18 protein-coding genes are annotated in these 18,356 nt (G+C 76.5%); 10 read left to right on the plus strand and 8 right to left on the minus strand.

What is annotated here, in order from left to right:
- The first annotated feature begins 75 nt into the window (after window positions 1-75).
- Window positions 76-3,021 carry an AfsR/SARP family transcriptional regulator gene (locus PGB27_RS09885; RefSeq protein WP_274200602.1) on the plus strand — a complete coding sequence of 982 codons (2,946 nt, stop codon included), beginning with the start codon at window positions 76-78 and terminating at the stop codon, window positions 3,019-3,021.
- Between the two features lie 221 nt (window positions 3,022-3,242).
- On the opposite strand, the gene PGB27_RS09890 is transcribed toward PGB27_RS09885, so the two are convergent.
- Window positions 3,243-3,521, minus strand: a complete 279-nt coding sequence (locus PGB27_RS09890) for a hypothetical protein (protein ID WP_274200203.1) — start codon at window positions 3,519-3,521, stop codon at window positions 3,243-3,245.
- Between the two features lie 53 nt (window positions 3,522-3,574).
- Window positions 3,575-5,263: an ABC-F family ATP-binding cassette domain-containing protein gene (locus PGB27_RS09895; protein WP_274200204.1), complete on the minus strand. Its 1,689-nt coding sequence runs from the start codon at window positions 5,261-5,263 to the stop codon at window positions 3,575-3,577.
- 151 nt (window positions 5,264-5,414) lie between these two features.
- Here PGB27_RS09895 and PGB27_RS09900 point away from each other — a divergent pair, with 151 nt between their 5' ends.
- The 4 genes from PGB27_RS09900 to PGB27_RS09920 are packed head-to-tail and all read left to right on the plus strand — an operon-like array spanning window position 5,415 to window position 9,044.
- Window positions 5,415-6,251 (plus strand): type III secretion system chaperone family protein, encoded by an 837-nt coding sequence (locus PGB27_RS09900; protein WP_274200205.1) that lies wholly within the window; start codon window positions 5,415-5,417, stop codon window positions 6,249-6,251.
- Entirely contained in the window at window positions 6,248-7,831 is a 1,584-nt protein-coding gene (locus PGB27_RS29360) for an SDR family NAD(P)-dependent oxidoreductase (RefSeq protein ID WP_332843788.1), read from the plus strand. The genes PGB27_RS09900 and PGB27_RS29360 overlap by 4 nt, the downstream gene beginning before the upstream one ends.
- Window positions 7,832-7,836: 5 nt before the next feature.
- The gene (gene pyrE / locus PGB27_RS09915; protein ID WP_274200206.1) at window positions 7,837-8,385 is read left to right on the plus strand and encodes an orotate phosphoribosyltransferase; all 549 of its coding nucleotides are present in this window, start codon (window positions 7,837-7,839) and stop codon (window positions 8,383-8,385) included.
- Window positions 8,382-9,044: a TrmH family RNA methyltransferase gene (locus tag PGB27_RS09920; protein ID WP_274200207.1), complete on the plus strand. Its 663-nt coding sequence runs from the start codon at window positions 8,382-8,384 to the stop codon at window positions 9,042-9,044. Before pyrE ends, PGB27_RS09920 begins: the two co-directional genes overlap by 4 nt.
- A gap of 16 nt (window positions 9,045-9,060) precedes the next feature.
- Here the strand turns inward: PGB27_RS09920 and PGB27_RS09925 are convergent, their stop codons facing one another.
- The 3 genes from PGB27_RS09925 to PGB27_RS09935 all read right to left on the minus strand — a co-directional run bounded on the left by PGB27_RS09925 (window position 9,061) and on the right by PGB27_RS09935 (window position 11,443).
- Window positions 9,061-9,831, minus strand: a complete 771-nt coding sequence (locus PGB27_RS09925; protein ID WP_274200208.1) for a DedA family protein — start codon at window positions 9,829-9,831, stop codon at window positions 9,061-9,063.
- 75 nt (window positions 9,832-9,906) lie between these two features.
- A complete protein-coding gene (locus tag PGB27_RS09930; RefSeq protein ID WP_274200209.1) occupies window positions 9,907-10,683 on the minus strand; it encodes a hypothetical protein in 777 nt (258 codons plus the stop codon).
- An 85-nt stretch (window positions 10,684-10,768) separates the two neighbouring features.
- On the minus strand, window positions 10,769-11,443 hold the full coding sequence (locus PGB27_RS09935) for a SigE family RNA polymerase sigma factor (protein ID WP_408630040.1): 675 nt from the start codon (window positions 11,441-11,443) through the stop codon (window positions 10,769-10,771).
- Between the two features lie 219 nt (window positions 11,444-11,662).
- Here PGB27_RS09935 and fbaA point away from each other — a divergent pair, with 219 nt between their 5' ends.
- Genes fbaA through PGB27_RS09950 form a run of 3 tightly spaced genes read left to right on the plus strand, consistent with a single transcriptional unit; the run spans window position 11,663 to window position 14,291 of the window.
- Window positions 11,663-12,697 carry a class II fructose-bisphosphate aldolase gene (fbaA, locus tag PGB27_RS09940; RefSeq protein WP_274200210.1) on the plus strand — a complete coding sequence of 345 codons (1,035 nt, stop codon included), beginning with the start codon at window positions 11,663-11,665 and terminating at the stop codon, window positions 12,695-12,697.
- Window positions 12,698-12,727: 30 nt separating this feature from the next.
- Complete coding sequence (locus tag PGB27_RS09945; RefSeq protein WP_274200211.1) at window positions 12,728-13,168, plus strand: DUF3151 domain-containing protein; 441 nt, start codon at window positions 12,728-12,730, stop codon at window positions 13,166-13,168.
- Between the two features lie 4 nt (window positions 13,169-13,172).
- Entirely contained in the window at window positions 13,173-14,291 is a 1,119-nt protein-coding gene (locus PGB27_RS09950) for an FUSC family protein (protein WP_274200212.1), read from the plus strand.
- 17 nt (window positions 14,292-14,308) lie between these two features.
- On the opposite strand, the gene PGB27_RS09955 is transcribed toward PGB27_RS09950, so the two are convergent.
- Together PGB27_RS09955 and PGB27_RS09960 are read right to left on the minus strand one after the other, a co-directional pair.
- Entirely contained in the window at window positions 14,309-14,551 is a 243-nt protein-coding gene (locus PGB27_RS09955; protein ID WP_274200213.1) for a hypothetical protein, read from the minus strand.
- A gap of 157 nt (window positions 14,552-14,708) precedes the next feature.
- Window positions 14,709-15,398 carry a hypothetical protein gene (locus tag PGB27_RS09960; protein ID WP_274200214.1) on the minus strand — a complete coding sequence of 230 codons (690 nt, stop codon included), beginning with the start codon at window positions 15,396-15,398 and terminating at the stop codon, window positions 14,709-14,711.
- 112 nt (window positions 15,399-15,510) lie between these two features.
- Between PGB27_RS09960 and PGB27_RS09965 the strand changes: the two genes are divergently transcribed.
- Complete coding sequence (locus PGB27_RS09965; RefSeq protein WP_274200215.1) at window positions 15,511-16,800, plus strand: adenylosuccinate synthase; 1,290 nt, start codon at window positions 15,511-15,513, stop codon at window positions 16,798-16,800.
- Between the two features lie 10 nt (window positions 16,801-16,810).
- A complete protein-coding gene (locus tag PGB27_RS09970) occupies window positions 16,811-17,110 on the plus strand; it encodes a UBP-type zinc finger domain-containing protein (protein ID WP_274200216.1) in 300 nt (99 codons plus the stop codon).
- On the opposite strand, the gene PGB27_RS09975 is transcribed toward PGB27_RS09970, so the two are convergent.
- Complete coding sequence (locus PGB27_RS09975; RefSeq protein WP_274200217.1) at window positions 17,111-18,316, minus strand: glycerophosphodiester phosphodiesterase; 1,206 nt, start codon at window positions 18,314-18,316, stop codon at window positions 17,111-17,113. It abuts the gene before it with no gap.
- Window positions 18,317-18,356 lie beyond the last annotated feature (40 nt).

The raw sequence follows: 18,356 nt of genomic DNA on the forward strand, positions 1-18,356 counted from the left end.
TGAGTGCATTCATGCAAGCACCAGGTGAGGCCGCGGTCAAGGGTGGCTAGGCTGCGGCCGCGGGTGGTGGACGAGATGCGGTTGCGGGTGCTGGGCACGATCGCGGTCGACGACGCCCCGGTCCGCTCGGGGCGCGTCCGGCGCCTGCTCGCGGTGCTCGCGCTCGACCCCGGCCGGGTCGTCGGCGTCGACCGGCTGGTGGACGACGTGTGGCCCGGCGAGGCACCCGTGCACGGCGAGGCGGCGCTGCACAGCCTCATCGCGCGGGCCCGGCGGGTGCTCGGCGCCGCGGCGCTCGCGACCCGCCCGCCCGGCTACGCGCTCGAGCTCGCGGCCGACGACCTCGATGCGACCGCGGCGGCGGGGCTGCACCAGCGGGCGCGTGGGGAGGTGGACGCGCACGCCCGGGCGTCGCTGCTGGACGAGGCGCTGGCGCTGTGGCACGGACCGGCGTTCGCGGAGTTCGCCGACGAGGAGCCGTTCCGGCCCGTGGCCGTGCGCCTCGAGGAGCTGCGCCGCGAGCTCGAGGACGCCCGCGCGCAGACCGACCTCGACCTCGGCCGGCCGGGGGACGCCGTCGCCCGGCTCGAGGTGCTCGTGGCCGCGGAGCCGCTGCGGGAACGCCGCCGCGAGCTGCTCGTCGACGCGCTGCACCGCGCCGGGCGGCCGGGCGACGCCCTCGCCGCGGTCGCCGCCCACCGGCGGGTGCTCGCCGACGAGCTGGGCCTCGACCCGGGCCCGGCGATCCGCGAGCTCGAGGCCCGGGTGCTGGCGGGGGAGCCCGCGCCGACCTCGCGGCCCCCGCCCGCACCCGCGCCCGCACCCGCGCCGCCCGCACCCGCGGAGGCAGCGAACGCGCCGTCCGCTGCTTCTACGCGAGCGAACGGCGCGTTCGCTCCACCGGAGGCGTCCCCGGGCCCCGCGCTGCCGGCGATGATCGGGCGCGGGTCGGCCCTGGCCGGCGTGACCGGGGCGCTCGGGGACGGGCCGGTGACGCTCGTCGGGCCCGGCGGGGTCGGGAAGACGACGCTCGCCCGGCACGTCGCGGCGTCGGTGGGCGGGTCGTTCCCGGACGGCGTGGTCGTCGCCGAGCTCGCGACCGTGGCCACCGGCGACGAGGTCGCCCCGGCGGTCGTCGCGGCCGTGGGCGCCCCGGGCGCGTCGGGTGCCGACGCCCGCGAGCGGGTCCCCGCGGTCCTGCGCGGTCGCCGCGTGCTGCTCGTGCTCGACAACGCCGAGCACGTCGTCGACGCCGTGGCCGAGCTGGTCGAGCGCCTCGCCGCCACCTGCCCGACAGTGACCGTGCTCGCCACCAGCCGCGAGCCGCTCGGCGTGCCCGGCGAGCGGGTCCGCCCGCTCCCGCCGCTGGCCGACGACGCGGCCGTCGCGCTCTTCGCCGAGCGGGCGAGCGCGGCCGACCCGACGTTCGCCGTCACCGACGCGAACCGCGACGCCGTCACCGAGGTCTGCCGACGCCTCGACCGGCTGCCCCTGGCCCTCGAGCTGGCCGCGGCCCGGATGCGGGTGGTCTCGCCGGCCGAGCTGGCCGCGGACCTCCCGGTGCACCGGCGCTTCCTGCGCAGCCCGCACCGCGGCGGCACGAGTCGCCACCGGACCCTGCACGACGTCGTCGACTGGTCCTACCGCCTCCTCGAGGAGCGCGAGCGCACGGTGCTCGACCGGCTCGGCGTGTTCGCCGGGAGCTTCACCCGGGCCGCCGCGCGGGCGATCACCGACGAGCCCGACCTCGACGCGGTGCTCGCCGCGCTCGTGGACAAGTCGCTGGTCACCGCGTCGGTGGACCACGCCCACCCCGGCCCGACGCGCTACGCCCTGCTCGAGACCGTGCGGGCCCACGTCCGCGAGCGGCTCGACGAGGCCGGCGAGACCGCCGCGGTCCGGCGACGCCACGCGGAGGAGGCGCGCGGATTCCTGCGCCGCACCGGACGCCTCGCGGGCCCGGACGCCGACCGCCGCCTCGCCGCCGTCCTCGCCGAGTGGGACGAGCTGCGGGCCGCGGTCGCCTGGTCGTCCGCGCACGACCCCGCGCTGGCCGCGGACCTCGTCGCCGCGCTCGTCGACGTCGGCGAGGTGCGCATGACCCCGGAGCTGTTCGCGTGGGCCGACGCGCTCCTCGCCGCGGAGGTGGACCTCGGCACCTCCACCCCCTGGGTGCACGCCGTCGCCGCGGAGGGGGCGCGGTTCGCCGGCGACCTCGACCGCGCGCAGGAGCACGTCGCGGCCGGGCGCCGCGCCCTCGCCGCGCCCGGGGATCCCGCGGCGGCCGTGCTGGCCTTCCTGCACTCCGAGGTGGCGGGCTTCGCCGGACGGGGCGCGGAGTCGGCCGAGGCGGCGACGGCCGCCGAGCGCCTCGCGGTGGCCGCCGGCGACCACCGCCTGCGGGCGCTCGCCATCTGCTGCCGCCTCCTCGCGGTCGCGTACGACGGGGACCACGACGGGGCCGTGGCCGAGGCTGACGCCTTGGACGCCGCGGTGCGCGACAGCGGCGACCCCCTGCTGCGGCCGTGGAGCGTCTACGCCCGCGGCGAGGTGCGGGTCGAGCGCGACCCCGCCGCGGCGCTCGACCTCGTCGAGGAGGCCGTCCGCCTCGCCCGCGCGGTGGGCGAGCAGTACGCCCTCGGCGTCGCCCTGGTGACCGTCACGTCCCTGCGCACCCGCCAGGGCGACGTCCCCGGCGCCGCCCGCGCGGCCGCGGAGTCCCTGGAGCACTGGCGCGGCACCGGCAACCGCACCCACCTGTGGGTCGGCCTGCGTGCGGTGGTCGAGCTGCTCGCCCAGGCGGGTCGGGACGACGTGGCGGCCGAGCTCCTCGGCGGCCTCGCCGCCCGCCGTTCCGGCGGCGCCCTGTTCGGCGCCGACGCCGCGCGCCTCGCCGCGCTGCGCGACGACCTCGCCGCCCGGCTCGGCGCGGAGGCCCTCGACCGCGCCGCGCGCCGCGGCGCCGCCCGCGACGACGACGGGCTCGTCGACCTCGCCCGCGAGGTCCTCCGCGCGCCGTGAGAGGGCCCTCATCGCGCTCTCCCGGAGGACTCACCGGCGCCGACGACCCCGGTCCGTGCCGGGCGAGGGACGCCCGCGCGGGATCCGGAGGCATCGATGAGCTCGATGACCCGCACCTCTGTGCGCAGGGCGGTGTCCGTGCGGGCGTCGGTGGCCCGGAGGAATCGGCGAGGTGGCCGGCCGGTGGCGTGGCGCGGTCGTCCCGACGGTCGGCGGCAGGATCAGCCGTCGTCCCCGCCGCCGGCTCCCTCGGCGGCGTCGTCCGGGCCGTCGTCCGCGCCGTCATCCCCCGCCTCCTGCCCCCCGGCGGGCGGCGGCGCCACGTAGCCGTCGTCGTCCTGCTCGGGGGCGGGGGCCCCGCCCGGTGCCGGCGGCACGGACGGCACCGACACCGGCGCGGGCAGCGGGACGCCCGACGAGGTGTCGCACGCGGTCGCGCCCACCATGCCGAACCCGAGGCCCGCGAGCAGCAGGGCGGCGGAGAGCGTCGGTCGAGTCATGCCGCCATCCTGGTCGTCGCGGGTGAGCCGTCCGTGATGCCGGGGTGCGCTGCTCACCTGCGCTCGCGCACCTGCCCCGCCTCGACGTGCCAGTGCCGGGTGGTCGCGACGCCCGCGAGCAGGCGCCGGTCGTGCGAGACGAGCAGCAGCGTGCCCTCGAACGACGCGAGCGCGGACTCGAGCTGCTCGATGGCGACCAGGTCGAGGTGGTTGGTCGGCTCGTCGAGCACGAGCAGGTTGACCCCGCGTGCCTGCAGCAGCGCGAGCGCGGCGCGGGTGCGCTCGCCGGGGGAGAGGGTGTCGGCGCCGCGGTGGACGTGCTCGGCGCCGAGCCCGAACTTCGCGAGCAGGGTGCGGATCTCCGCGGTCGGCCAGCGGTCGAGCTCGGGCTCGCGGGACAGGACGTCGAGCAGGGCGGTCGATCCGGTGAGCAGGCCGCGCGCCTGGTCGACCTCGCCGACGACCACGCCCGACCCCAGTGCCGCCCGCCCCTCGTCGGGGGCGAGGCGCCCGAGCAGCAGGGCGAGCAGCGTCGACTTCCCCGACCCGTTGGCGCCGGTGATCGCGACGCGGTCGGCGTAGTCGAGCTGGAGGGTGACGGGGCCGAGGGTGAAGTCGCCGGCGCCGCCCACGGAGCGCGGCGGAGCTGGGCTGCGAGGGAACCGCACCACCGCGCCGTCGAGGGTCGCGACGACCGTCCCCGAGCGCGGCGCGGTCGCGATCGACATCCGCAGCTCCCACTCCTTGCGGGGCTCCTCGACGACCTCCATGCGCTCGAGGCGCCGCTCGGTCTGGGCGATCTTCGAGGCCTGCTTCTCGGAGGTCTGGCCGCGGAAGTGCTTGACGTGCTTGTCGGGATCGGTGGCCTTCTTGCGGGCGTTGCGCACGCCCTTGTCCACCCACTGCTTCTGCTGCTGCATGCGCGCGGTCAGCTCGGAGCGCTTGTCGGCGTACTCCTCGTAGGCCTCGCGGGCGTGCCGGCGCGCCGTCTCCCGTTCGGCGAGGTACGCCTCGTAGCCGCCGCCGTACTGGGTGATCCGCTGCTGGGCGAGGTCGAGCTCGAGCACCGAGGTGACCGTACGGGCCAGGAACTCGCGGTCGTGGCTGACCAGCACGGTGCCGGCGCGCAGCTCGCGGACCCAGCGCTCCAGGCGCTCGAGGCCCGCGAGGTCGAGGTCGTTGGTGGGCTCGTCGAGCAGGAACACGTCGAAGCGCGCGAGCAGCAGCGAGGCGAGGTTCGCGCGGGCGGCCTGGCCGCCGGACAGCGCGGTCATCGGGGCGTCGAGCAGGTCGGCGGGGAAGCCGAGGTCGTCGGCGACCTCGCCCGTGCGTTCCTCGAGGTCCGCGCCGCCGAGGTCCAGCCAGCGCTCGAGGGCGAGGGCGTAGGACTCGTCGGCGCCGGGCGTGCCCTCCGCCAGCGCCGTCGTCGCGGTCTCGAGCGTGGCGGCCGCGTCGGTGACGCCGGTGCGCCGGCCGAGGAAGCCGCGCACGGTCTCGCCCGGCACGCGGACGGTCTCCTGGGGCAGGTGCCCGACGGTCGCGGTCGGCGGGCTGACGGCGACCGAGCCCTGGTCCGGCGCGGCGAGCCCGGCGAGCAGGCGCAGCAGGGTGGACTTCCCGGCGCCGTTGACCCCGACGAGCCCGATGACGTCGCCGGGCGCGACGACGAGGTCGAGACCCGAGAACAGCACCCGGGCGCCGTGCGCGGCGGCGAGGTCCCGCGCGACCAGCGTGGCGCTCACGATCACCGACTCTAACCGCGCTCCACCACCGGGTTCCGGGAGTCGTTCGTGAGCACTTTCCACGCCTATAGCCGTGGAAAGTGCTCACATGCCCGGCGCGCCGGTGACGGGCTGCACGATGGGGGGACGCGGGCGTCGTACCCTGCAGGGCGTGCCTGCCTGGGTCTGGTTCGTCGTCGCGGCGCTGGCCGCGGGCGGCGGGGCGCTGCTGCTGCTGTCCGACCGCGCGCGCACCGGCGGCCACCGGCGTGACCGGCGCCGCTGGGCCGAGCAGAAGAGCTGGGAGTTCGTCGACGTCGACCCCGTCCTGCCCAGCCGCTGGCGCTACGGCGCCGTGCACCAGGGCGGCCACGGTCGCGCGCTCGACCTCGCCACCGGCGCCGTGCCCGGCCCCGGCGGCCGCCGCCTCGCGCACGTCTTCGACCACGAGCAGGCCGGCCAGGTCACCGGGATCGTCGCCGCGGTGCGCGGGGTGGCCACGCTGCCCGTCGCGCTCGAGCTGCGCCTGCCCTCGGCGCCCCTGCCCGACGACGCCGGCCTCGACTCCCTCGGCCAGGTCGGCGAGCGCTACGCGTTCGTCACCTCGGTCGCCCAGGCCCGCCCGCTGATCACCCCGGACGTGGCGCGGGCCGCCGACCTCGTCGGCGACGACGTTCCGCTCGTGTGGGCCGAGGACACGTGGGTGCTCGCGAGCATCGACGCCGGCGCCGACCCCGAGCGCGTCCAGGGCCTGCTGCAGGCGCTCGTCGAGGTGTCCGTGGCGCTCGAGGACGCCGCCGGCGGCGGCGAGGAGGACCCGTACGGCGCCGAGCCCGGGCCGGAGGACGCCGCGGCGCACGACGACGCCCCTCGCGACGCGTCCCGGCCGGACGACCCCCCGGCCGCGCCCCGCCCGACCCACCGCGACAACCCCGCGGACATCCCCTACGACGTCGAGGACGACGAGTTCGGGCCGGGCGCCCGCAGCGGCTCGTCCTCGGGGCGGTGAGCGGGCCCGTCCCGCGCCGGACCCTGGTCACGTCCGCGGACAGCGACCTGGGCCGCGCGTTCGTGCGGCGCCTGCACGCCGCGGGCGACGAGCTGGTCCTCGCGGGCGGCGAGCGCGACGCGCTCGAGGCCCTGGCCGCGGAACTGGACGGGGCGCGCCCCGAGGTCCTGCCCGGCGACCTCGCCGACGCCGACGACCTCGACCTCGTCGCCCGCCGCCTCGAGGCCGACACCCGCCCGATCGACCTGCTCGTCGTCGGCCCTGCGCCCGCGAGCACCGACGCCCTGCCCGACGGCGACCCGACGGTGGTGCGCGCCGCCCTCGACCGCAGCGCCCGCGCCGTGCTGGCGCTCCTGCGCGCCGTGCTGCCGGGGATGATCGCCCGCGGGCACCCCGGTCCGGGCGGGGCGATCACCGTCGCCGGCCCCGGCGCCTACGTGCCGCTGGCCGGCGCGCCCGGTCTCGACGGCGCCGCGCAGGCCTACGTCGCCATGCTCACCGAGTCGCTCGCGCAGGCCCTCGCCCACGACGGCCTCGGCCTGACCGTCGTGTGCCCGACCCCGCCACCGGGCCGGGCCGCCGACGCGGTCGCGATGCGCGTGGCCCCGCCCGACGCCGACGCGGTCGCGGCCGCCGCGCTCGCCGACCACGCCGCCGGTCACCCGGTCTCGACGCCCGGCATCGGTCTCAAGGCGCTGGCGGGCGCCTCGCGGCTCGTCCCGTTCCCCGCGGTGCGCGCCGTGTCCGGGCTGCGCCGTGGTGGCGGCCTCGCCGGCGCCCTGCGCAGCCGCCGCGGACCCCGGGGCGCGCGCGACGGCACCGCGCTGGTCACCGGCGCCAGCTCGGGGATCGGGGCCGCGTTCGCCGAGCATCTGGCCGTCGCCGGGCACGACCTCGTCCTCGTCGCCCGCGACGCCGGCCGACTCGAGAGCCTCGCCGAGCGCCTGCGCGCGCGGTACGGGGTCGGGGTCGAGGTGCTCGTCGCCGACCTCGCGGCCACCGCCGAGCGCCGGCGGGTCGCCGAGCGGCTGGACGCCGGGCGCCCGATCACCCTGCTCGTCAACAACGCCGGCTACGCGACCGCCGGCGAGTTCGTCGACACCGACCCCGCGGCGCTGCGCGCGAACTACGAGGTCAACATGGCCGCCGTGCTCGAGCTGACCGCGGCCGCGCTGCCCGGCATGGTGGCGCGCGGGCGGGGGGACGTCGTCAACGTCTCCAGCGTGGCCGGCTTCCTGCCCGGGCGCGGGTCGGTCTACAGCGCCGGCAAGACCTACGTCACCGCGCTCTCCCAGAACCTCGCGCTGACGCTGGACGGCACCGGGGTGCGGGTCATGGCGCTGTGCCCGGGCTTCACGCGTACGGAGTTCCACGCGCGCCTCGGGCAGGAGCGCCAGGGCCCGGACTGGCTGTGGCTGGACGCGGACACGGTGGTGTCGGAGGGTCTCGACGACCTCGAGGCGGGGAAGGCGGTGTCGGTGCCGGGCGCGGTGTACAAGACGATCGTGGGGGCGACGCGGATGGTGCCGCGCGCCCTGCTGCGCGCGCTGGCGGCGCGCACGGCGACCGGACGGGGCTGAGTGCGGTGACCCCGACCGTCGACCCCGACGCCCGCGCCCGGCTCGCGGCCCTCGTCGCCGAGCTCTCCGTCGTCCACGGCCGCGTCACGCTGTCCTCGGGCCGCGAGGCCGACTACTACGTCGACCTGCGCCGCGCGACCCTCCACCACGAGGCCGGCCCGCTCATCGGCCGCCTCGTGCGCGAGCTGACCGCCGACTGGGACTACGACGCCGCCGGCGGGCTCACCCTCGGCGCCGACCCCGTCGCGCTCGCCGTGATGCACGCGGCGGGCCGGCCGGTCGACGCCTGCGTGGTGCGCTCGGCCGCCAAGACCCACGGCATGCAGCGCCGCATCGAGGGCCCGGACGTCACCGGGCGCCGGGTGCTCGCCGTCGAGGACACCTCCACCACGGGCGGCAGCGTGCTCACCGCGGTGGACGCGCTGGTCGAGGCGGGCGCCGAGGTCGTCGGCGTGGTCACCGTCGTCGACCGCGGCACGGGCGCGACCGAGGCCGTCGAGGCCCGGGGCCTGGCCTGCCGCTCGCTGCTCGGCCTCGCCGACCTGGGGCTGTGAACGACCCCGACACCGACGAGCCCGGCCCCACCGAGTGGCACACCGGGCCGGAGCCGGTCGGGGTCGGGCCCTGGCCCGGCGGCCCGGAGGCCTGGCCGGACGACCCGCGCTACGACCCCGAGCTCCTCGCCGCGGGCGACCGGCGCAACGTCGTCGACCGCTACCGCTACTGGCGCCGCGAGGCCGTCGTCGCCGACCTCGACCAGCGGCGCCACCCGTTCCACGTCGCGATCGAGAACCTGCACCACGACGCCAACATCGGGACGATCGTGCGCACCGCCAACGCCTTCGCCGCGGCCGCGGTGCACGTCGTCGGACGTCGGCGCTGGAACCGGCGGGGCGCGATGGTCACCGACCGCTACCAGCACGTCCACCACCACCCCGACGTCGCCGCCCTGCTCGCCTGGGCGCGCGGCGAGGACCTCGCGGTGGTCGCCGTCGACAACGGCCCCGGGGCGACGGCGCTCGAGTCCGCGGAGCTGCCGCGGCGCTGCGTCCTGCTGTTCGGTCAGGAGGGCGTCGGGCTCACGCCGGAGGCCGTCTCGGGCGCGGACCAGGTGCTGGCGATCGCGCAGTACGGGTCGACGCGGTCGATCAACGCCGGCGTCGCGGCCGGGATCGCCATGCACGCGTGGATCCGCGCGCACGCCACCCCGTAGGTCGCGCCGTCGCGCGTCAGCGCCGCCGGTCGATGTGCTGCGTGGGGCCGTCGACGCCGGTGTCGATCACCTGGGTCGGCTCGTCGGTGGCGCCGTCGAGGACGTCCTCGGCCAGCCCCTGCGCCCCGAGCTTGCGCTCGCGCCGCGCCTTGATGAGCTCGATCGCGATCGGCACCAGCGAGAGCGCGACCACGAGGATGAGCATGGCCTCGATGTTGTTCTTGACGAACTCGAACTGGCCGAGCCCGGCGCCGAGCAGCGTCACCCCGGCGGCCCACGCGACGCCGCCGATCAGCGAGAACGTCAGGAACCGGCGCGCGTCCATGCGCCCGACGCCGGCCATGACGGTGATGAACGTCCGCACGATCGGCACGAACCGGCCGAGCACGATGGCCCGGTTGCCGTACTTGTCGAAGAACTTCTGCGTGCGCTCGACGTTCTCGCGCTTGAAGAGCCTCGAGTTCGGGCGGTCGAAGATCGGGGGCCCGGCCTTGAGCCCGATCCAGTAGCCCAGCGCGTTGCCGAGGAACGCGCACACCACCAGCAGCACGCACACCAGCCACAGCGGCGTGTCGATGAGGCCGGTGACCACCGCGAGCCCCGTGATGAACAGCAACGAGTCACCGGGCAGGAAGAAGCCGACCAGCAGTCCGCACTCGGCGAAAATGATCAGGCACACGCCCGCGAGGGCCCACGGGCCCAGGGACTCGATGATGTACTGCGGGTCCAGCCACTCGGGGCCGAGGGCCTGCACCGTGGTGGTGGCGGCGGCGAGGGTGGGCGACACGCCACAGAACCGTACGCGGCGGACCTGGGCGTCGGCGGCGGGGTCACCCCGACCCCGTCCGGGTGGGGTGCCCGCTCAGCCGGGCAGGACCAGGGTGCCGACGGCCGCGAGCGCGCCCGCGACGGCGCCGACGAGCAGCGCGATGCCCGACCACCAGGCGATCCGCGCGGCCGACCACCCTGCCGGGGCGTCCTCGGTCGGCGGCGCCGCGGTGGGTGCCGGGGCCGGGCGCTGCCGGGGCACCCCGGGCGGGGTGGGGCGACCGACCGGACCCGCGGGCACGCCCGGCGGGGGACCGGGTCGGGCCGCCGGGCGGGGCGGCGGCGCGGCCGGCGGCCAGGGGCGCTCGGCGGTCGCGGGCCCCGGACGCGGCGCGGGACGCCCGATCGGCGGCCCGCCGCGCGCGGCGGCGGGGTAGACGCCGGGCGCCGGGCCGGTCGGCGGGCCGATCGCCGGGCCGTTCGTCGCCGGCCCGTTCGTCGCCGGGCCGTTCGTCGCCGGCCCGTTCGTCGCCGGCCCGTTCGTCGCCGGTGCGGCCGTCACGGAACCGGGGCCCGTCACGCCGGGGCCGCGCGGGGCCGGGGCGGCCGGACCGGGCTGCGCGACGGTCTCGGCCGGGGCCTCCTCCTGCCCCCGGCGGCGGGCGAGCGGCCGGAAGCGGTCACGCAGCCGCGAGCCGCCGGCCGGGGCGTCCTGGGCCCGGTGGACCTCCGTGGGCGGCGCCGGTTCGGACGAGCCGGCGGTGCCGGCGGTCCCGGCGGTCCCGGCGGTCCCGGTGGTGCCGCCCGGGGAGGACACCCCACCTGCGGCGTGCGCGCGCAGGGCCTCGGACAGCAGCCGCTCGTCGTCCATCCCGACCGATGGTAACGGCGCCACCCGGCGTGACCCAGGGCCGTCCGTGGGCCGTCCGGGGTCGTCCGATCGGTCCTGGTCCGGCCTAGGACCCGCCGACCAGCTTCCCGATGGCCTCGAGCCCGCGGCTCGCCGTCGACTTCACCGTGCCCTTGCTGATGCCCGTCGCCTCGGCGATCTCGGCCTCCGAGAGCCCCCCGTAGTACCGCAGCACCAGCACCTCGCGCTGGCGCCGCGGCAGTTTGCCCAGCGCGGAGACCACCGCCTGGTGCTCGGCGGAGAGCATCGCGAGCGACTCGGCCGACCGGGCGTCGGCGGTGTGCGGCGGGGTGTACTCGCGGGCGGTGCGCCGGCGGCGCAGCACCGAGCGGGAGCCGTTGACCACCGCGGTGCGCAGGTAGCCCAGCGCCGCGTGCTCGTCGCGCAGGCGTCCCCAGTGCCGGTGGAGTCCGGTGAACGCCTCCTGGACGACGTCCTCGGCGGTCGCCGGGTCGTCCACGAGCAGCACCGCGAGGCGCACGAACCGCATGCGGTGCTCGCGGTAGAGGTCCTCGAGCGTGCGCGGAGCCTGCTGGTCCTGGGTGGCGACCGGACCGCTCGCCGGCCCCACCACCGCGGGGCCCGGTGGGCCCGGAGGTCGCGGCGGCCCCGAGGGGCGCGCCGACGGGTGTGCCACCGAGGCGTCGACCGGGGCGACGGCGTCGATGGCTCGCAGGCTGCCGAGCGTGCGCTCGACGGCGCTCTCCCCGGGGTGACCCACCTCTCCGACGATAGCCCTTCACCACGCGTGGTCCCGGTGGGGACGACCGCGAGCCCACGGATCACCCGCGTGGCCCAGGGCGGAGACGCAGGGGACTCCGGTCACACCCGACGACGCAGCGCCGGGCCCCGGGGCTGCGTCATACTGCGCCGACGCCCGGCCGGACCGCGCCCGCTCCGGTGCCCGGCCCCTGTCGAGGAGCTCCTGGGAGGCACGACGATGCCCATCGCGACCCCCGAGGTCTACAACGAGATGCTGGACCGCGCGAAGGCGAACCGCTTCGCGTTCCCGGCCATCAACTGCACGTCCTCGGAGACCATCAACGCGGCCCTGCGAGGCTTCGCCGAGGCGGAGAGCGACGGCATCATCCAGTTCTCCACGGGCGGGGCGGAGTTCGGGTCGGGCCAGTCGGTCAAGGACATGGTCACGGGGGCGAGCGCGCTCGCGGAGTTCGCGCACGTCGTCGCCGAGAAGTACTCGATCAACGTCGCGCTGCACACCGACCACTGCCCGAAGGACAAGCTCGACACCTACGTGCGCCCGCTGATCGCCATCAGCCAGGAGCGCGTCGACCGCGGGCAGAACCCGCTGTTCCAGTCGCACATGTGGGACGGCTCGGCGGTGGAGCTCACCGAGAACCTCGAGATCGCCCAGGAGCTGCTGGAGAAGGCGGGCAAGGCGAAGATCATCCTCGAGGTCGAGATCGGCGTCGTCGGCGGCGAGGAGGACGGCATCTCCGCCGACATCGACGAGAAGCTCTACACCGCGCCCGGTGACTACGAGCGCACGGTGCGGTCGCTCGGCGGTGGCGAGAAGGGCCGCTACCTGCTGGCCGCGACGTTCGGCAACGTCCACGGCGTCTACAAGCCGGGCAACGTCAAGCTGCGCCCCGACGTGCTCAAGAAGGGCCAGGAGGTCGCGGCGAAGGAGCTGGGGCTGCCGGACGGCTCGAAGCCGTTCGACCTGGTCTTCCACGGCGGCTCGGGCTCGCTGCTCGAGGAGATCCACGAGGCCCTCGACTACGGCGTGGTCAAGATGAACGTCGACACCGACACGCAGTACGCCTACACCCGCCCGATCGCCGCGCACATGTTCGAGAACTACGACGGCGTGCTGAAGGTCGACGGAGAGGTCGGCAACAAGAAGACCTACGACCCGCGCAGCTACGGCAAGAAGGCCGAGGTCGCGATGGCCGAGCGGGTCACCACGGCCTGCGAGAACCTGCGCTCGACGGGGCAGACCCTGGGTCGCTGACCCGCGACCGCCCGGGCGGATGATGGCGACATGACCATCCCGATGGGACCGGGCGCCGGGCACGGGCACAACCTGCTGGGGCCGCAGCCGACCTACCTCCCCGAGACGCCGGAGCCGGCGTCGCGGCTGGAGCGCGGCGAGGACCCGGCCGCGGTCGTCGCCGACCACCCGACCTACTCGGCCGGGTGGGCGGCGCTCGCCGAGCGCGCCGAGGCCGCCGGCGAGCACGTCACGGCCTACGCGTTCGCGCGCACCGGCTACCACCGCGGGCTCGACCAGCTGCGCCGCAACGGCTGGAAGGGCTTCGGGCCGGTGCCGTGGGACCACGAGCCCAACCAGGGCTTCCTACGCGCGGTGGCGGCGCTGGCCAAGGCCGCCCGGGCGATCGGCGAGACCGACGAGGTCGAGCGCTGCGTGCAGCTCCTCGCCGACTGCGACCCGGAGGCCGTCGCCGCCCTCGGCCTGGCCTGACGCGGTGCCCGCCGGGGAGGGCACGGTCGGCCCCCGCCTGCGCGGGCTCGCCGGCACCCGGGTCCGGCGTCTGCGCGACTCCGGGCTGCCGGTGCTGCAGTGCGCGCTCGCGGCCGGCCTCGCCTACCTCGTGGCGCGCGACGTCGTCGGTCATCCGCTGCCGTTCTTCGCGCCCATCGCGTGCGTCCTCGTGCTGGGCGTCGGGGTGACCAACCGGCTGCGCCGCTCGGTGGAGCTCGCGGTCGGGGTCAGCGTCGGCGTGGCCGTCGGCGACCTCATCGTCGTGCTCATCGGCCCGGGCTGGTGGCAGATCAGCGTGGTCGTGGGGCTGGCGCTGCTGGCGGCGCTGCTCTTCGACGTCGGGGCGCTGCTGCTCAACCAGGCCGCGGTGTCGGCGGTGCTCGTGGCGACGCTGCAGCCGCCCGGCACGACCGCCGCGTTCTCGCGCTGGATCGACACGCTCATCGGGGCGGCGATCGGGCTGGCCACCGCGGCGACGCTGCCGTCCCACCCGCTGACCCGGGCCCGGCGCGGGCTGTCGGCGCTGCTCACCGAGCTCGAGGCGGTCCTCGCCGGGACCGCCGACGCCCTCGACGGCGTCGACCTCGACGCGGCGGCCGGGGTGCTCGAGCGGGCGCGGGCCACGCAGGGTCGGGTCGACGCGCTGTCCGACGCGGTGGACGCGGGCTTCGAGATCACCACCATCGCGCCGCTGCGCCGCCGCCACCGCGGGGAGCTCGCGCGGCTGCGCACCGCCGTGCGCCCGGTCGACCTGGCCCTGCGCAACGCGCGCGTCCTCGCCCGCCGCGCGCACGCCGCGATCCGCGACGGCGAGCGGCCGGACCCGGATCTGGTGGCGGTGCTGCGACGCCTGGCCGTCGACACCCGCACGTTGCGCGGCGAGCTCACCCGCGGTGAGCCGACCGACGGCGCCCGCGACGCCCTGCTGGAGACGGTCGGCACGCTGCCGGTGCGCGGCGGGGGCTACTCGGCGGACGTGGTGCTGGCCCAGATCCGCTCGATGCTCGTGGACCTCCTCACGGCGGCGGGCACCGATCGCGACGAGGCGGTGGCGGCGACGACGAGCACGCGGCTGGACCGCGACGACCCGGAGGGGTCCTGACGACCCGTGTCCCGGCGTCAGGAGGCCCGGCGGAGCTCGCGGCTGCCGGTGTCGTCGGTCCCGGTCGACGGCGCCCGGGGTGCGCGGGACGTGTCGTCGCCGTGGCTCACGAGCTTCAGGGCGGGGCCGGCGGGCTCCACCGGGGCGCGCCGGCGGGCCCGGACGGCCGTGGGCACGGACGTCGCGTGCGCCTCGAACCGTTCGAGCAGGCAGACGACCAGGATGATCGCGACCGGGAGGATGACCACCACCGCCAGCATGTCCCAGGCGTACCCCCACCCCGTCCGGGCACACGTGGTCGTCGGTAGGTGGGCACGGACGGTGGGCCGGCGGTCGCCCAGCGCAGTCGGACGGCCCACCGGCTCGGGGATCTCCGAGGGGACGTGGGCGTGACGCCGGTCACGGACAGCGCCCGGGTCAGGGGCGCACGAGCCGCCAGTCGTCGGTGTGCCGGTACCAGCTGCGGCGGGTCACGGGGCGGTCGCCGGGGACGCCGTCACGCTCGACGGTGACCGGCGGCCGGCACCCCAGCTGGACCGCCCTCCCCGCGTGCTCGGTGACCCGGCCCGGGCGCAGGCCCCCGAGGCGGCGGGGTCCGGTGACGGTCACGCGCACGCCGCCGGCGGGGTCCGGCGTCACGGCCACGTGGGCCGCGTCGCCCCGCAGGACGCGGTGCTCACCGCAGTAGATCTCGCCGTGCACGGGGCCGGTCGTGTGGCGGCCGGCGACGAGGCCGCCGTGGTCGTCGCGCACCAGCGGGGCCGGTCGGGCCCGGCCGTCGCGGGCGAGGTCCACGGCCGCGGTGGGATCGGTCGGCACTCCCCACACGGCCGCGACCGCCGAGCCCGGCGTGGGGAGCAGGGCGACCTCGACGTCGAGACGCTCGCGGCGCAGCAGGCGCACGAGCACCGCGGCGATCGCGGCGTCGTCGCCGGCGACGACGAGCCGCCCGCCGGCGGGGACCGCGTCGACCACGGGGTCGACGTCACCGCGGACGGGCCGTTCCGGCAGGGCGAGGGCCGTCCCCAGCGGTGAGGCGGTCTCGCTCCAGCGTTCCTGCGCGGCGCTGCCGCACGTCAGGACGCGCGGCGACGAGCCAGCGGACACGCGTGCACTACCCTTCCGTTGCACGGGGCGGCCCCGCACTCCCGTGCGACCAGCGCAGCGACGCCGGAGACGCAGCGCAGCGAAGCTCGACCATCGATACAGGGAGTGTCACATGCCGGCCATCGTCCTCATCGGCGCCCAGTGGGGCGACGAGGGCAAGGGCAAGGCCACCGACATCCTCGGTGAGCAGGTCCAGTGGGTCGTGCGCTACCAGGGTGGCAACAACGCCGGGCACACCGTGGTGCTGCCCGACGGCAAGAACTTCGCCCTGCACCTCATCCCGTCCGGGATCCTGACGCCCGGTGTCACCAACGTGATCGGCAACGGGGTGGTGGTCGACCCGGGGGTGCTGCTCGAGGAGCTCGCCGGCCTGGAGGCCAAGGGCGTCGACACGGGCAAGTTGTTGATCTCCGCGGACGCGCACGTGATCATGCCGTACCACGTGGCCATCGACAAGGTGACCGAGCGCTTCCTGGGCAAGGCCCGCATCGGCACCACCGGCCGCGGCATCGGCCCGGCCTACCAGGACAAGATCGCCCGGGTCGGCGTGCGGATGCAGGACCTGCTCGACGAGAAGCTGCTGCGCGAGAAGGTCGAGGCCGCGCTGGAGCTGAAGAACCAGATCCTCGTCAAGATCTACAACCGGCGCGCCCTGGACGTCGACGAGGTCGCCGACACCGTGCTGGGCCACGCCGAGGGCTTCGCGCACCGCATCGCCGACACCCGCCTCGCGCTGCACCGGGCGCTCGAGCGCGGGGAGACCGTGCTGCTCGAGGGCTCGCAGGGCACGCTGCTCGACGTCGACCACGGCACCTACCCGTACGTGACGTCGTCGAGCCCCACCGCGGGCGGCGCGGCGGCCGGCTCGGGCATCGGGCCGACGCGGATCGGCCGCGTCATCGGGATCCTCAAGGCCTACACGACGCGCGTGGGCTCGGGGCCGTTCCCCACCGAGCTGTTCGACGCCGACGGCGAGTACCTGCGCAAGACCGGTGGCGAGTTCGGCGTGACCACCGGGCGCAGCCGCCGCTGCGGCTGGTTCGACGCGGTGATCGCCCGGTACGCGGTGCGGGTCAACGGCATCACCGACCTGTTCCTCACCAAGCTCGACGTGCTCTCGGGCCTGGAGAACGTGCCGATCTGCGTGGGCTACGAGGTCGACGGGCAGCGCGTCGACGAGATGCCGATGACGCAGGCCGACGTCACCACCGCCACGCCCGTGTACGAGACCCTGCCGGGCTGGTTCGAGGACATCTCCGCGTGCCGCTCGTTCGCCGACCTCCCCGCCAAGGCCCGCGACTACGTGGAGCGCATCGAGGACCTCGCCGGGGCGCCGGTGTCGGCGATCGGCGTGGGCCCGGGTCGCGACGAGACGGTCACACGGCCCGAGAAGGCACCGTAAGCTCGATCGGGTGGGCGCCTGCGAACACCTCCTGACCATCGGGACCGGCGGTGTCGCCGCCGACCCGGAGCCGGACGCGGTCGCGCGCGACGGCGAGACGCTGATCTGCCCGGACTGCCGGGCCGAGGGCTACACCGCGTGGGCCCACCTGCGGAAGTGCGTGGAGTGCGGGCACGTCGCGTGCTGCGACTCCAGCCCGTACCGCCACGCCTCCAAGCACCACGAGGACACCGGCCACCCGGTGATGCGCTCGCACGAGCCGGGCGAGTCCTGGCGCTGGTGCTACGTCGATCGGCGTCTCGCGCCGTAGTCACGCCGGCGTGACGGCGGCCAGCGCGGTGTCCGGGTCGTCGCTGAACAGGGCGTCGACGCCGAGCCCGACGAACTGCTGGTACTCGCCGAACGCGTCGCCGTAGGTGTCGGGGGGTGCCCCGACGCCGTTCCCGCCCGCCCCACCCCGGCGCCGGTCCGCGGGCAGGAACTCGTTCTCGTTGCGGAACGTGTAGGGCATGACGCGCAGGTTCGCCGCGTGCGCGTCCTCGACCAACCGCGTGGGCGGACCGGCGGTGTCGCCGGGGCCGAGCGGGACGATCCAGTCCTTGCTCGGGCCGAGCCAGGTCGCGTAGGTGGCGACGTCGCGCAGCCCCTCCGGGGTGAGCAGGGCGTCGGAGGTGCGCGGGTCGTTCGCGGCCACGAGGTCGGCCGGCCGCGTGCCCGCGGCGTCGACGAGCTGCAGCAGCGGGCACCCGACCTGGCCCCGGAGAGCGCGCAGGTTCGCCGTCTCGAACGACTGGATGATCACGCCCGAGTCCTCGCGGTCGCGGCCGCGGCGGCGCAGCGTGTCGACGAGCGCGGGCTCGACGGGCAGGCCCAGGCTCGCGAAGTACGTGGAGTGCTTGACCTCGGGCAGCACGCCCACCGGCCGGCGCAGCTCGGCGGCGAGGCGGTCGAGCAGGTCGAGGACCTCGTCGAAGGTCACGACCCCGAAGCGCCCGTCGTAGAGGGTGTTGTGCGGACGGGTCTCCGGGATGCGCTCCTTCGCGCGCAGCGTGCGGATCTCCGCGAGCGTGAAGTCGGTGGTGAACCAGCCGGTGGCCGTCGTGCCGTCGATCTGCTTCGTGGTGCGCCGGGTCGCGAACTCGGGCCTGGTGGCGACGTCGGTGGTGCCGCCGATCTCGGGCTCGTGGCGGGCGACGAGCGCGCCGTCGCGGGTGGGGACGAGGTCGACGTCGACGGCGTCGGCACCCATGCGGATCGCCAGCTCGTAGGCGGCGAGCGTGTGCTCGGGGCGGTAGCCCGACGCCCCGCGGTGCCCGACGACGGTGACGCGGTCCGGGGCGGCGCCGTTCGTGCCCGGGGCGGGCGCGCTGCTCGGGGCGGGGTTGTTCGGGGAGACGTTCGGACTGGCTCTCGGTGGCGTGTCGGCGCACCCGGCGGCCAGGGCCCCGGCGGCGGCGAGACCACCCCAGAGGGCGGAGCGACGGGACAGGGCGGGCACCGCATCCGGGAAGGTCATCGGGCCGGATGATCCCCAGCCCCGCCGCCTCCTCGCCACC

It is taken from the genome of Actinomycetospora lemnae (assembly GCF_028737315.1).
In the GTDB taxonomy this organism is placed as follows: Bacteria; Actinomycetota; Actinomycetes; order Mycobacteriales; family Pseudonocardiaceae; genus Actinomycetospora; species Actinomycetospora lemnae.

Bases quoted from the DNA above. Each gene is read 5' to 3' on its own strand.
- PGB27_RS09885 (WP_274200602.1), top strand. From the start codon at position 76: ATGCGGTTGCGGGTGCTGGGCACGATCGCGGTCGACGACGCCCCGGTC.
- PGB27_RS09890 (WP_274200203.1), bottom strand. From the start codon at position 3,521: ATGACTCGACCGACGCTCTCCGCCGCCCTGCTGCTCGCGGGCCTCGGG.
- PGB27_RS09930 (WP_274200209.1), bottom strand. From the start codon at position 10,683: ATGGACGACGAGCGGCTGCTGTCCGAGGCCCTGCGCGCGCACGCCGCA.
- fbaA (WP_274200210.1), top strand. From the start codon at position 11,663: ATGCCCATCGCGACCCCCGAGGTCTACAACGAGATGCTGGACCGCGCG.
- PGB27_RS09945 (WP_274200211.1), top strand. From the start codon at position 12,728: ATGACCATCCCGATGGGACCGGGCGCCGGGCACGGGCACAACCTGCTG.
- PGB27_RS09955 (WP_274200213.1), bottom strand. From the start codon at position 14,551: ATGCTGGCGGTGGTGGTCATCCTCCCGGTCGCGATCATCCTGGTCGTC.
- PGB27_RS09965 (WP_274200215.1), top strand. From the start codon at position 15,511: ATGCCGGCCATCGTCCTCATCGGCGCCCAGTGGGGCGACGAGGGCAAG.
- PGB27_RS09975 (WP_274200217.1), bottom strand. From the start codon at position 18,316: ATGACCTTCCCGGATGCGGTGCCCGCCCTGTCCCGTCGCTCCGCCCTC.